Origin of the sequence: Thermophilibacter mediterraneus, from assembly GCF_900119385.1 — a bacterium.
Lineage (GTDB): Bacteria > Actinomycetota > Coriobacteriia > Coriobacteriales > Atopobiaceae > Thermophilibacter > Thermophilibacter mediterraneus.
Genome location: NZ_FPKO01000009.1, coordinates 66,255 through 78,888, shown reverse-complemented (window position 1 = coordinate 78,888; position 12,634 = coordinate 66,255). Strand labels below are relative to the sequence as shown.

General features: G+C 69.7%; 10 protein-coding genes and 1 riboswitch. Of the genes, 6 read left to right on the top strand and 4 right to left on the bottom strand.

All coding sequences use genetic code 11. The features are described from left to right. Positions 1-6: 6 nt before the first annotated feature. The 3 genes from BQ7106_RS10635 to BQ7106_RS05045 are packed head-to-tail and all read left to right on the top strand — an operon-like array spanning position 7 to position 2,090. Positions 7-684, top strand: coding sequence for an amino acid ABC transporter permease (locus BQ7106_RS10635; protein ID WP_083526915.1), 678 nt, complete (start codon positions 7-9; stop codon positions 682-684). Then, entirely contained in the window at positions 684-1,439 is a 756-nt protein-coding gene (locus BQ7106_RS05050; protein WP_072372402.1) for an amino acid ABC transporter ATP-binding protein, read from the top strand. The genes BQ7106_RS10635 and BQ7106_RS05050 overlap by 1 nt, the downstream gene beginning before the upstream one ends. Before the next feature lie 15 nt (positions 1,440-1,454). Further along, the gene (locus BQ7106_RS05045) at positions 1,455-2,090 is read left to right on the top strand and encodes a LysE family translocator (protein WP_072372399.1); all 636 of its coding nucleotides are present in this window, start codon (positions 1,455-1,457) and stop codon (positions 2,088-2,090) included. A 24-nt stretch (positions 2,091-2,114) separates the two neighbouring features. On the opposite strand, the gene BQ7106_RS05040 is transcribed toward BQ7106_RS05045, so the two are convergent. Then, positions 2,115-3,110: a calcium/sodium antiporter gene (locus BQ7106_RS05040; protein WP_240307442.1), complete on the bottom strand. Its 996-nt coding sequence runs from the start codon at positions 3,108-3,110 to the stop codon at positions 2,115-2,117. A 67-nt stretch (positions 3,111-3,177) separates the two neighbouring features. Next, positions 3,178-4,455: an ATP-binding protein gene (locus tag BQ7106_RS05035; protein ID WP_072372396.1), complete on the bottom strand. Its 1,278-nt coding sequence runs from the start codon at positions 4,453-4,455 to the stop codon at positions 3,178-3,180. A 200-nt stretch (positions 4,456-4,655) separates the two neighbouring features. After that, a riboswitch (guanidine-III (ykkC-III) riboswitch) is annotated at positions 4,656-4,716 on the top strand. A 17-nt stretch (positions 4,717-4,733) separates the two neighbouring features. On the opposite strand from BQ7106_RS05035, the gene BQ7106_RS05030 reads away from it, so the two are divergent. Further along, positions 4,734-5,057: a DMT family transporter gene (locus tag BQ7106_RS05030; RefSeq protein WP_072372393.1), complete on the top strand. Its 324-nt coding sequence runs from the start codon at positions 4,734-4,736 to the stop codon at positions 5,055-5,057. 69 nt (positions 5,058-5,126) lie between these two features. Next, positions 5,127-6,041, top strand: a complete 915-nt coding sequence (locus tag BQ7106_RS05025; protein WP_072372390.1) for a ketopantoate reductase family protein — start codon at positions 5,127-5,129, stop codon at positions 6,039-6,041. On the opposite strand, the gene BQ7106_RS05020 is transcribed toward BQ7106_RS05025, so the two are convergent. Together BQ7106_RS05020 and BQ7106_RS11150 are read right to left on the bottom strand one after the other, a co-directional pair. Then, entirely contained in the window at positions 6,038-6,226 is a 189-nt protein-coding gene (locus BQ7106_RS05020; protein ID WP_072372387.1) for a hypothetical protein, read from the bottom strand. The two genes, BQ7106_RS05025 and BQ7106_RS05020, sit on opposite strands and share 4 nt — an antisense overlap. Positions 6,227-6,283: 57 nt before the next feature. Further along, positions 6,284-11,320 carry a DUF7601 domain-containing protein gene (locus tag BQ7106_RS11150; RefSeq protein ID WP_072372384.1) on the bottom strand — a complete coding sequence of 1,679 codons (5,037 nt, stop codon included), beginning with the start codon at positions 11,318-11,320 and terminating at the stop codon, positions 6,284-6,286. A 181-nt stretch (positions 11,321-11,501) separates the two neighbouring features. Here BQ7106_RS11150 and BQ7106_RS05010 point away from each other — a divergent pair, with 181 nt between their 5' ends. Beyond that, positions 11,502-12,167 carry an SGNH/GDSL hydrolase family protein gene (locus BQ7106_RS05010; protein WP_072372381.1) on the top strand — a complete coding sequence of 222 codons (666 nt, stop codon included), beginning with the start codon at positions 11,502-11,504 and terminating at the stop codon, positions 12,165-12,167. Positions 12,168-12,634: the final 467 nt, after the last annotated feature.

Genomic DNA, 12,634 nt, shown 5'->3' with positions numbered 1-12,634 from the left:
AGCGTTATGGATCCTGCGAGCCTTATCGACACGCTGTCGGCGGCGTGGCCGCTGCTCTGGAACGGCCTGCAGACGACGGTCTACGTGACCGTCGTCTCCCTTGTCGTCGCCATGGTCCTCGGCGTGTTCACCTGCCTGATGAACCTCTCGCGCATCAAGGTGCTTCGCGGCGTGGCAAAGTTCTACATCTGGATCATCCGCGGCACCCCGATGCTGGTCCAGGCGTTCTACCTCTACTTCGCGGTGCCCCAGCTGATTCAGGTGCTCTTCTTCCCGGACTTCCGCATCGACGTGATCACGGCGAGCATCGTCACGCTGATCCTCAACGCCGGGGCCTACATCTCCGAGATCTTCCGAGGCGCCGTCCAGTCCGTTGACAAGGGGCAGATGGAGGCCTCGCGCTCGCTCGGCGTGGGCCACGCCACCACCATGCGTAAGATCATCCTGCCCCAGGCCGTGCGCATCTGCCTGCCGAGCCTCGTGAACCAGTGCATCATCACGCTCAAGGACTCCACGATCATGTATGCCATCGGCCTGCCGGAGATCATGAACCAGGCGCGCGTGTACGTTGGCCGCACGATGGACACCTTCGCCACCTACACCTGGGTGGCGGTCATCTTCCTGGTGATCACCAGCGTGCTCATGGTCGTCTCGTCCCAGCTCGAGAAAAGGATGCGCAAGTAATGGCCAGCAAGAAGCAGAACAGCGCGGAGGTCAAGATCCACGTCGCCGGCCTCACCAAGGACTTCGGCGAGAACCACGTCCTGCGCGGCATCGACATCGACATCCACGCCGGCGAGGTCGTCTGCGTGATCGGCCCGTCCGGCTCCGGCAAGTCCACGTTCCTGCGCTGCATCAACCGCCTCGAGGAGGCGACCTCCGGCGAGATTCTCATCGACGGCCAGTCCATCACGGGCCCCAAGGCCAACGTCGACAAGATTCGCCAGCACGTGGGCATGGTGTTCCAGCAGTTCAACCTCTTCCCGCACTACAGCGTGCGCCAGAACATCATGTACGCGCCGGTCGAGCTCAAGCTCATGAGCAAGGAGGAGGCCTCCGCCGAGGCCGAGCGCCTGCTCGCGCGCGTGGGCCTCTCCGAGAAGGCGGACGCCATGCCGCGCTCGCTCTCCGGCGGCCAGCAGCAGCGCGTGGCCATCGCCCGCGCCCTGGCCATGAACCCCGACATCATGCTCTTCGACGAGCCCACCTCCGCGCTCGACCCCGAGATGGTCGGCGAGGTCCTCGACGTCATGCGCGAGCTTGCCGAGCAGGGCATGACCATGGTGATCGTCACGCACGAGATGGGCTTCGCGCGCGAGGTCGCCGACCGCGTCTGCTTCGTCGACGAGGGCGTCATCCAGGAGCAGGGAACCCCGTCGGAGGTCTTCGGCAACCCCCGGAACCCGCGCACGCAGAGCTTCCTCTCCAAGGTCCTCTAGGCTCGGGGCCGCAGGGTGCTGGGCATCGTCGGATACGGGGGCTTCGTCGCGTCCGCGGCGGCGCTGTGCCTCACGCCGGGCATCGACACCGTCTACATTTTCACGCGCACGATGGCGGGGGGACGTCGCGAGGGGCTGGCGAGCGCGCTCGGCATCAACACGGGCCTCGTGGTTCACACGGTCCTCGTGGCGGCAGGGCTCTCGCTCGTGCTTGCGGCCTCACCGGTCGCGTTCGGCGCGATCAAGGTCGCGGGCGCAGCGTACCTCGCGGTGATGGGCGTGCGGAGCATCCTCTCCGGCGGCTCGTCCCTCTCGGTGGGCGAGAAGGACGAGGGGGCGCCGGCCGCCTCGGCCCTGCGCGTCTATGCCCAGGGCGTGCTGACCAACGTGCTCAACCCCAAGATCATCCTGTTCTTCCTCGCGCTGCTGCCCCAGTTCGTGGCCACTCCCAACGGCTTCGGACCGCTGCCGTTCCTGGCGCTCGGGCTCACCTACGTGGCGCTCTCAACGCTCTGGACCGTGGTGATCGTGGCCGTGGCGTCGCCCTTCTCGCGCCTGCTCACGACGAGCCCGCGCGCGGGGCGCGTGACCTCGGTGGTCTCCGGCCTCGTCTACATCGCCCTCGGGGCGACGATACTGCTCACGGCGTGAGGGAGGGGCGTCTCCGGGCCCGCGCTACCTCAGCACGGACGCCGCGATGTAGGCGGCGTAGAGCACCACGAAGATCACGCCGTTCACGCGGCTCATCTCGTGCCGGCGCCCCACGTAGGCAAAGCCCACGAGCGCGAGCGAGAACACGGCGACGAGCGCGAGGTCGAGGTTGTACGCCGCGTCGTAGGGAATCGACGAGACGAGCGCCGGGCCGCCCATGACGAGCAGCAGGTTGGCGATGTTGGAGCCGGTGACGTTGCCCACGGCGATGTCGGAGTTGCCGCGCAGTGCCGCGACGACGCTCGTGACGAGCTCGGGCAGGCAGGTGCCGAGCGCCACCACGGTGATGCCGATGACGCGCTCGGAGATGCCGGCGGCGCTGGCGACGAGCGTGGCGTTGTCCACCACGAGGTCGGCGCCCACCTTGAGCATGACCGCGCCCACGACGACGAGCCAGAGCGCCACCGCGACGCTCGGCTTCTTCGCGGGGGCCTCCGCCCCGTCGGCCTCCGGCCCCGCGTCCTTCTCGTCCGCGCCCTCCCTGAGGCCCATCTGCGTGGTTCGCACGAGAAACGCGGCGAACGCCACGAGCAGCACGACGCCCTCGAGCTGGGTGACCTCGCCGCCGGTGTTGGCGAGCAGCGCGAGCAGCGCGCAGGCCGCCACGCCCACCGGTATCTCGAAGCGGATGGTGCCGCGCGAGAGCGCGACGGGGGCGATGACGGCGGAGAGGCCGAGGATGAGCAGCAGGTTGGCGAGGCAGCTGCCGACCACGTTGCCGAAGGCCATGTCGGCGTGGCCCGCCGCGGCCGAGGTGATGCTCACGACGAGCTCGGGCAGGGAGGTTCCGATGGCGACGACGGTGAGGCCGGCCACGCGCTCGGGCATGCCGAAGCGCGCTGCGAGGCGGCAGGCGCCGTCCACGAGGAGGTTGGCTCCGCCCACGAGCAGGCCAAAACCAACGACGATTGCGAGAAGGCTCAGAAGCACGACGATCCTTTCGGGTCGGGGATACCACATCTAGTATTCCTGAGGGAAATCTGCCCAAGATGCGGTCGTCCTCCGACTCCCGAGCGAATCCACAGATCTACGCCTGCGCGCGCTCGTTCAGCAGGAACCTCCAGGCGGGCACCACCTCCACGCGCGCCCCGTCTTGCTCAAGGATCCCCTCTTCCTCCTTGGTCACAATGACAAGCCGCTTGGTCGTATCGTCTGCGCGCGCCAACCGGATGAGGTTGCTCACCTCGCGCTCACGCGCCTCGCCGGCGATCGAGTAGGCAACCTGGACGGCAAGACCGGCCTCGGGGACGTAGAAGTCAACGTCAACGCCCGTTCGCGAGGACTTTGCGTAGTGAAGCTCCTCGCCAAATCGGTCGTAGAGCGCAACCGCTATCTCGTTTTCAAGCAGGGCCGTCTCCCGGTCGAAGAGGAACAGGTTCAGAAGGCCGTTGTCCGAGAAGTAGTACTTGGGTGACCCCTCTCGCTCAACGAACTTTGCGGTTGCGTTGGTGATGCTGAAGAGGAGGTATGCCTCTCTCGCGTAGCCAACATATGAGATGACAGTGTCTTTGGAGATACCGTACCCGATGCCCTTCAGGGCGTTGTGAAGCGTGGAGAACGATACGCCCGTGCGGACTGTCTCGGCGACCTTCTTCATGAGCACGCGCAGCGCGTCGACGTTGCGCACGTTGTAGCGGGCTGCGATGTCGCCGAGGAGCACCTTCTGGTAGACGTTCTCGACGTACTCGCGCGGGGAGGCGTAGCGCAGCGACTCGGGAAATCCTCCCTGCTGGTAGAAGGCGTCGAAGTGACGCGAGATGCGCCCGACGTCCCGCGTTGCGTAGAGCGCGCCCCCCTCGTGAGCCTGTCCACGAGCATCGAGATACTCGTCGAAGCGGTAGGGCGTCACGTGCAGCGTGAAGTACCTGCCCCCCAGCGTCGAGGAGACCTGCCGGCCAAGCATCGTGGCGCTGCTGCCCGTGATATACACGCGCTCGCCCGCGTCTGCGAGGCGGCGGGCAAACTTCTCCCAGTTGGCGACGATCTGAATCTCGTCAAAGAAGTAGTAGCCTCGCTCGTCGCTGAGTTCGCTCTGAGCGAGCAGGATGTCCTGAAAGTCGTCGGAGGTGAAGCCTACGAGTCGTTCGTCCTCAAAGTTGACGTAGATGATGCGCTCCCACGCGACACCGCTCTCCACAAGACCCTGCGCCACTCCATAGAGCAGGGTCGACTTTCCCGCGCGTCGCAGGCCCGTGATGACGTAGTTTGCCTGGGGGTCGAGCGAGTAGCGGCGAGGAACGACTTGCGCGTTGCGGATGACCTCATGCCGGTCGAAGATGATGCGCTTGAGCGCCTCTCGATTCATGGCACCTCGCCTCATCCATCTTGTCTTCTATAGTCGACAAAACTATATCAAATTCGTCTTTTATATTCGGCAAAAGTGATTCACTTCATCGATTATGAAAGACGGACTGAGAAATGCCGGATGATTTGAGGCCAGGATAGGCTGTTGGACGGCCCGCGCCCCCTGGTCGTCATCTCGCCGCTCGCGACGTGCTACACTGCCCTGTGGCCCACCGGGCCCCTGACGAGGGCAGCCGTACCAGGAACGCAAAGACGGCGCATCTACCGAGGGAGGCTTATATGGACTGGGTCGTGCTCGTGTGCTCCGGGATGCTCGAGGCGGTGTGGGCCCTGGCACTCGACCGCGCCGAGGGATTCACCAGGCTCCTGCCCTCGGTCGTCTTCGTGGCGGCGCTCGCCGCGAGCATGATCGGCCTCAGCCATGCCGTCCGCACCATCCCCATCGGGACCGCATACGCCGTATGGGTGGGCATCGGAGCGGCGATTACGGTGGCCTACGGCATCGTCACCGGTGCGGAGCCCTTCTCGTGGGCCAAGGTCTTGCTGCTCGCGGGGCTCGTCGGCTGCGTGGTGGGCCTCAAGGTCGTGGGCGGGTCCCACTAGCCCGTCGGGTCACGGGCCCTCTGCGCGCTACAATTTCAGCGAGAAGAATGGCGGGGCAGGGAGGTGCGCATGGCAATCGAGAGCGTGGCCATCATCGGGCGCGGCGCGGTGGGGATGCTCTACGGCTCCATCGCCGAGAAGAGCCTCGGGCCGGGCGCCGTCGAGTTCGTGATGGACGACGAGCGCTTTGCCCGGCACGCGGGGGAGGTGCCCACCGTCAACGGGGAGCCGCTGCGCGTGCGCACCCTGCCCGCGAGCGAGGCCGGCCCCGTCGACCTGGTCATTCTCGCCACCAAGGCGACCGGGCTCGACCGGGCGCTCGACACCATGGAGCGGCTCGTGGGGCCGCGCACGGCGATCGCCTCGCTGCTCAACGGCGTCACGAGCGAGGAGCGCGTCGCCGAGCGCTTTGGCTGGGGGCGCACCGTGCTCTCGGTCGCGCAGGGCATGGACGCCGTCTTCATCGGCGGCGAGATGACCTACACGCATCCCGGCGAGATCCGCTTCGGTGCCGCGCAGGGGACCGAGCCGGGCGTGGTGGGCGACGTCGCCGACCTCTACGGGCGCGCCGGCATCCCGCACGTGGTGGAGGCCGACATCCGCCGCCGCATGTGGGTGAAGCTCATGCTCAACGTCGGGATAAACCAGACCTGCATGGCCTATGGCGGCACGTACGGCTCGGCGAGCGAGCCGGGCGGCGAGCAGAACCGGTGCTTCGTGGCCGCGATGCGCGAGGCGCTGGCCGTGGCGCGCGCCGAGGGCGTGGACGTCACGGAGGCAGACCTCGCGCAGATGGCCGGCCTCGTGGCGTCGCTCGACCCGGACGGCCTGCCGTCCATGGCGCAGGACCGCGTCAACCGCAAGCCGACCGAGGTGGAGGAGTTCGCGGGCACCGTCATCCGGCTCGCCGAGCGGCACGGCATCCTCGTGCCCACCAACCGCTGGCTCTACGGGCGCATCCACGAGATCGAGGCGGGCTTCTAGGTCTTGGGACGCGACGGGCCTGCCGAGCCGCAGGCTACCGCTCGAACGCCCAGTCGCGAGAGCGCGTTGGCACCCAGCTCGAAGTGAAGCCTGGCGATGCCGAGGTCGACCTTTCCGCACGAGAGCGCGGGCAGCGCGCCGGCGTCGAGCGCGGCGATGCGCGCGTCAAAGGGTGTCGTGGTCATCTGGGCGTTCCTCTCGGTCGACGGTGTCATGCTGTCTCGGCGTGATCATCCCTTTCCTCACGCCCGACGCCTCAGGGCTCGGGCGGCGACGATCATGGCGACGCCGAGCAGCGCGAGGGCGAGAAGCACCTCGGGCCGCACCGACGCGTCGGAGGTGAACGGAACCGTCTCGGTGCCTCCGCTCGTCTGCTGCTCGGATCCGGAGGAGCCGGTCGAGCCGTCGTCCGTGCCCGAGTTGCCCGGGTCTTCCGAATCGCCGTGGTCACCCGAATCGCCGGGGTCGCCGGGGTCGCCCGGATCGCCGGGGTCGCCCGGGTCGCCGGGGTCTCCAGGGTCGCCCGGGTCTCCAGGGTCGCCCGGGTCGCCGGGATCGCCCGGGTCGCCGGGATCGCCCGGGTCGGTCGTGCCGCCGCCGTCCCCGGTCACGCGGTTGACGAAGGCGGCCTCGGCGACAGGTTCCTCCCCGTCGTCACCGAGCAGCGCGACCCGCGTCTCTCCTGCGGAGAGGTGCCCGAGCGCGTCGACGGTGACGTCGACCTCGAGCGCAAAGCTGCGGCGGTCGTAGCTCACGCCTGCCTCCGGGCTCTCCGGGAGCACCTGGCTCATCAGGAACTCGTGCGTCCCCGGTCGGTCGAGCGTCAGCTCGGGGAAGGGGAGCGGCGACGCCACCCCGTCAGGCGACGAGACGCTCGCGGCGCTCGCCACGATTGCGCCGTCGCCGCGCCTCGCGAGCTGGTAGGTGAACTCGCCCGTGGCCTGTGCGCGGCCCACGAGCGTCGAGCTGGCGTCGGGCGTCCACGTGGCTGCCACGTAGCTCTTCTCGTTGGTGAAGGTCAGCGTGGTGAGCGCCCCTCCGGCGACCGTGCCGTCCTGGGAGAGGTCCGGCGTGGTGACGTAGCCCTGCGCGGAGGCGTCTGCCTGCGTCACGCGGACGACTCCTGCCGGGAAGCGCTCGAAGGTCAGGCTCCCACCTGCCGGCACGCTGACCGTTGCCTGCCCGTTCACGAACGTGGCAGTCCCCGCCGCGCCGTCGCCGAGCACATAGGCGACCTCTCCGGTCACGGGCGAGCCGTTCTGCGTCGCTGCCTCGACGGTATACGAGAAGGACCTGCCCGCCGCGGCCTCGTCCAGCGCCGCGTCTCCCTTGACCAGGCTCTCTATCTCGAGCGAGCCGTGAAGGTCGCGCACGTTGAGGAAGTAGGCCGCGCTCACGGCGCCGCCTCCCGCGACGGTGCCCGAGCAGGACTTCGACTCCCTGCCGCCTGCGACGTCATCGGCGGTGCCCGAGTAGGTCACGTAGTCCTCGGCCCCCTGCTCGGTGACGGTGTACTCCGCCCCCTCGGGCAGCCCCTCGATGAGGACGCCCTCACCGCCTCGTAGGCCGTCGACGGTTGCCGACCCGTCGTCGTCGAAGACGACGGACTCCTTTGCCTGCGCCGTTCCGTCGCTGCGGTAGCGCGTCATGTCGTACGCGCGCCCGCTCGAGAGCCCGTCCACCCGCACGATGAAGTCGAACGTCGCCCCTGGGTCCGTCGCGTTGCCGGCGACCGCCTTGGCGATGCCGAGCGCGCCGGACGTGCTCACGTTGGTGAAGGCCGCGATTGCCGGCTCGTCGCCGATGACGCCCCGATCGCCCGAGGCGATCGTGAGGTAGCCCTCGGCCGTATAGTCCTTCTCGCGCACCTCGAAGGCGGTCCCCTGGGGCAGCCCGTCGATGGTGAGCCGCTGAGCGTCCGAGAGCGAGTCGGCGAACGAGCCGCCCGCGTCGAGGGTCGCGGTCCTCCCGGTCCCGTCGACCTCGTAGGTCACCTCGCCGGAGAGCGGCTCTCCGCCCTCGCCGTCGGTGAGCGTCACCGTGAACTCGAACGCGCGCTGGTGGTCGCCCCCGGCAACGCGCTTCTCCACGGAGAGGCTCCCGTAGGCAATGCGCGTGTTGGTGAAGCGAACCGTGGTGGTCCCGGTCGCGAGCGTGCCCGCCGCCGCGCCGCCGGAGGATGACGCGCCGTCCGCGCCCTCGACCTCGACGGAGGGCGAGAACCCGGGGACGGCCCGCTCGCTCACCGAGAAGAGCGTGCCCGCCGGCACCCCCGAGACCCGCGCGGACTGGCCGTCCGCCAGCGAGAGCGCGATGCGGCCGTCCTCGGGCGTGACGAGCTCGGCCTCGCCGGACGGCCCCGTCACCAGGACGGGGGCGTCGAGCGGCGTGCCGTCCGCCCGTGCGAGCGTGACGTCAAAGGCGAACGCGCGGGAGCGCTCGGCGTCCGTGAGCGCGTGCCCCCCGCCGTCGAGGCTCTTCTCCACTACGAGCCCCGCGCTTCCTGCCTGCGGGGGCAGGACGAGCAGGCCGTTGTTTCCCAGTCGCGCCCGGAGGCGGATTCCGTCGTCTCGCGTCTGCTCGATGCCCAGGCGCTCGGAGTACGGGGCGCTGCCCGTGACGTTGACGTCCTTCTCGTGAGATCCGAGCTCGATGGGGACGAGGTGCTTGGGCGTGCCGGCGAGTGCGAGCCACTGGCCGTCCCGGCCCATGGCGAGGCGCCCCTCCTGCTCGCTCGGGGCAACGTAGGGCAGGTAGACGGTGCGCTGCTCAGCGGGCACCTCCGCGCCGGGCGCGGTGAGGGCGGCGTCGTAGATCACCTTGGCGTAGTAGTAGGTCGCGCCGGCGACGGGCTCGGTCGTGAGCGGCTCGAGCTGATCTGCCGCGGGGAGACCCGACGCGGGGAGCGTCTGGTCGCCCTTGAGCGAGAAGAGCGGCGCGTCGTGCGCGAATGAGTAGTAGGAGTTGCCGGGGGCGACCCAGGCCGAGGCGCTCGCGCCGGCCTCGGCCTGCGCGCCGGAGCCGTCGAAGGCGCTCGCGTAGAGCAGCCGCCCGCCCGACGCCGTCTGGGCGACGCCCGCGCCCGCGGCCCGCGCGAGCTCCTCGTCGCTCACGGTCCCGCCCGCCTCGATGCGCTCGAGGAGCGCCTCGACGGGGGCGGTGGGCCGCACCTCGTAGACGAGGCGCACGGGGCGGGTGTCCCCGCTGTCCCCGAGCGCCATCGTCGCGGAGCCGTCCTCGTGGACGGTCACGCTCGCGAGGCGGGCAGGCACGGCCTCGACGGGCGCGGAGAGCAAAAGCGTCTGCCGTCCGGTGTCGAGGTCGGTCTCGACCATGACCACGAAGTCGTAGAGCGCCGCGTCCCCGCCCGTGTACTGGTTCTCGAGGTTGCCGATGTAGAAGTAGGTCTCGCACACGGCGGAGGCCCCGGCGTCGCGCGACGCCTCGACGCGCGGGCGCACGCCCTCGTCCTGCTCCCAGGTGCCGTTGGCGATGGCGTTCACCTCGTCGGCGCGGGCGAAGCGGTAGGGGAGGCCGTCGCCTGCGACCATGCCGTGGTCGGCGTCGACGTACCACGAGGCGCGGTTGGAGAAGGACGTCTCGCCGTCGTAGTAGATCTGGCGGTCGAGGAGGGCGTCGTAGAAGAGGCCGTACGCGGCGCCGCCAAGGTGGTAGCGGGCGTTCACGGCGCTGATGAGGTAGGCGAACTCGTGCGTCGCCTCGATGTGGACGGGGTTGTCGAGGCTGATCTGGACGGCACGCGCGGCGAGCGCGCCGTCGAGCAGCTCGTCACCGTATGCGATGCCGTCCACGCGGCCGACGAGCATGCCGGCCCCCACGCGGTCGCTCACGCTCACGCGGCTCCCGCCGGGCAGCTCCGATCCCTCCCCGCCCGAGGCGGGGGCGTCGTACTCGACGTCGAGCATGCGGTCGACCACGGTGTCGAGCGCCCAGGAGAGCGCCCGCGCGCTGCGGGCGGAGAGGTACTCGTCGACGGAGGAGAGTGCGTAGCCGTCGTCCGCGGAGACGAGGCCGTCCACGACGGGAAGCGTCACGCTCTCGCTCACGAGGCCCGATCCGCTCGACCCCACGAGGTCGAGCGACACGCCCCTCTCGCCCGCGGCGGCAGCCTCGCCGTAGGCGCGGGCGGCATCGCGCAGGTTCTGCGCCAGGTCGACCCGCTGGCCGGCGACCGTGTCCTCGAGCGTCATCGACTCCTGGGCGCTCGCGGTCTCGAGCAGGTAGGCCGCCATGTCCGTGGTGTCGAGCCCGGTGGTGTAGAGCTCGAGGTCGCCGTGCGCGCTGGCCCCCTCCCACGCCGCTGCCACGCGCCGGGCCTCGAGGCGCACGGTGAGCATCGTCGCGAGCGGCGCGTCCGTGCCGTACCCGGTCTCGTGCGAGCCCGGCAGCGGGCCGAGGAAGCCCGTCGGGTCACCCGTGTAGGCGCTCGGCTCGTCGATCTGGGCGCTCGCCATCGACGGCGCCTCGAGGGACACGAGCGCCATCACGGGCGCACGCCCCGACGCGCCCGCGTCGTCGGCGGCCTCCACGAGGGACTCTCCCGCCACGTACGCCGCCCGCTGCAGGTAGAGGCCGGAACCGAAGGAGCCGCTCCGGGTCTCGACGTGCGGGTCGGAGGGGCTCGCCACCACCTCGAGCGCGGCGGGGGAGGAGGCGGTCGCCGGGACAAAGCGTACGTAGCGCCCCTGGTCGTCGGGCACGTACGACGCGAGCGGCATGAGCGTCGTCACGTCGGAGCTGTAGCCGACCACGCTCACGCGGGTGGGCGTCGCCCCGTCGGCGTTCTCGGCCATGAGGCGCGATATCGCTGCGTTGAGGGCGTCGGCGAGGTGCGCCGCCTGGGCGCGCCCGTCGTAGGTCCTGTCAACGAGCAGGCGGTTGAGCGGGACCACGATGGCGACGTCGTGGGCGGGCCCGCCCTCGTGGCGGAAGGACGCGGCGCTCGAGAGGGCGGAGAGGCCCACGAGAAAGCCGTGCTCCTCGTCCTCGAGGGAGGCGGGCAGGCCCGCGGCTCGCGCCTCCTCGGAGCTGCCGTAGACGGACTTGTCTACCCAGATGCGCCCGGACTGCCCGGTCGAGTAGGAGAGCGGGCCGGACCCGTCGCCAAAGAGGTCGACCCAGCCCTGCGAGGTGCCCGGGTCGGTGAGCTTGAGGATTGGCTCGGCGCGAGCGGGCGCCGGGGCGAGGACGGAGAGGACGAGGGCGAGAAGGACGAGGGCGAGGGCCGCGAGGCGTGGGGTGCGCGGTGCGCTGGACATGGGGGCTCGATTCGGTCGAGGGGGTAAATGAGCCTCGTTTACCCACATTTGAGAGAACTAGACCCGACGGCCGTGAGCGGACGGGCGAGCGCGCCCGCCCCACCCGCTCGCGGCAGCCCCGCTTCGTGCGACAATGGTGCGCGGCGCATCGGCGCCCCCGCCCCGTGAACATGGAGGTCCCATGAGGGAGAGCATGACCTACAACCCCCGCTTCTTTCAGCTGCGAGAGCGCCAGCTCGAGCGCATGCTCGAGATCGTTCGGAGCGGCAGGGACGCCGAGGGAGGGGGCGTGGTCTTCCTCGGCGACTCTCTCACCGAGCTCTTCCCCGTCGACCTCCACTTTCCCGAGCTGGCTGTCAGGCACAACTGCGGCATCGCCGGCTCCGTCTCGCAGGAGCTGCTCTGGATGGCCGACGAGGCCGTCATCAAGCGCCGCCCGCGCCTCGTGGTCCTGATGGTGGGCACCAACGACCTGGGCAACACCGTGATGGCAAGCCCGCGCGACGTCGCCTGCAACGTGCGCGACCTCGTGGACCTCGTCCTGGGCAACCTGCCGGAGGCGCGCGTTTTGCTGTGGAGCCCGCTGCCGTGCGTGGAGGAGCTCGACGGATACCGCGCCAAGCCCTGCGGGCGCAGCAACGACCTGCTGCGCATGATCTTGCCCCAGGAGCGCGAGCTCATCCGCGACGGGCGTGTGGCGTTCCTCGACGTCTTCGACGCGTTTCTCGACGAGCGGGGCGACGCCGACGTGCGCCTCTATCGCGACGGCCTGCACCTGAGCGACGAGGGCTTCGCGCTTCTCGCCGAGCTCCTGCGGCCCGAGATCCACCGCCTGCTGGGGATGTAGGCGCGATCGTCCCACGCCGCTCGGCCCCGGTCCCCGCGCTCCGGCGTCGTTCCTGCCCCCCGTCTGACGAAAGCCCCACCGAGGGCGCCGCCGAGACGGAGCATCTTGCAAAAATCGCGCCCTCAGGAGGCCCAGTTTCGTCAGATGCTCCGTTTCGGTGGGGCTTTCGTCAGACGCTCCGTTTCGGCGGCGCCCTCGGTGGGGCTTTCGTCAGACGCTCCGTTTCGGCGGCGCGCTCGGTGGGGCTTTCGTCAGATGCTCCGTTTCGGTGACGCCCAGCGGGGCGGGCATTCGGCTGGGGCCTCCCTGTGCCCCGCGGGCCCTCGGCTGGGCGGTCCCGTCGGCGCAGGGGCTCCGTCGGGGCCGCTTTGCCGCCTGGGCCCCGGCGCCCCCGCCGCGCCGACCCGAGGCCCGTCGCATGCTACACTAGGCCCCGCAACTGCATATCGAGGGCACGGTTCGAAGAG

Coding starts and splice junctions, on each gene's coding strand:
- BQ7106_RS05010 (WP_072372381.1), top strand. CDS start 11,502: ATGAGGGAGAGCATGACCTACAACCCCCGCTTCTTTCAGCTGCGAGAG.
- BQ7106_RS10635 (WP_083526915.1), top strand. CDS start 7: ATGGATCCTGCGAGCCTTATCGACACGCTGTCGGCGGCGTGGCCGCTG.
- BQ7106_RS05020 (WP_072372387.1), bottom strand. CDS start 6,226: ATGACCACGACACCCTTTGACGCGCGCATCGCCGCGCTCGACGCCGGC.
- BQ7106_RS05025 (WP_072372390.1), top strand. CDS start 5,127: ATGGCAATCGAGAGCGTGGCCATCATCGGGCGCGGCGCGGTGGGGATG.
- BQ7106_RS05035 (WP_072372396.1), bottom strand. CDS start 4,455: ATGAATCGAGAGGCGCTCAAGCGCATCATCTTCGACCGGCATGAGGTC.
- BQ7106_RS05040 (WP_240307442.1), bottom strand. CDS start 3,110: ATGTGGTATCCCCGACCCGAAAGGATCGTCGTGCTTCTGAGCCTTCTC.
- BQ7106_RS05030 (WP_072372393.1), top strand. CDS start 4,734: ATGGACTGGGTCGTGCTCGTGTGCTCCGGGATGCTCGAGGCGGTGTGG.
- BQ7106_RS11150 (WP_072372384.1), bottom strand. CDS start 11,320: ATGTCCAGCGCACCGCGCACCCCACGCCTCGCGGCCCTCGCCCTCGTC.
- BQ7106_RS05050 (WP_072372402.1), top strand. CDS start 684: ATGGCCAGCAAGAAGCAGAACAGCGCGGAGGTCAAGATCCACGTCGCC.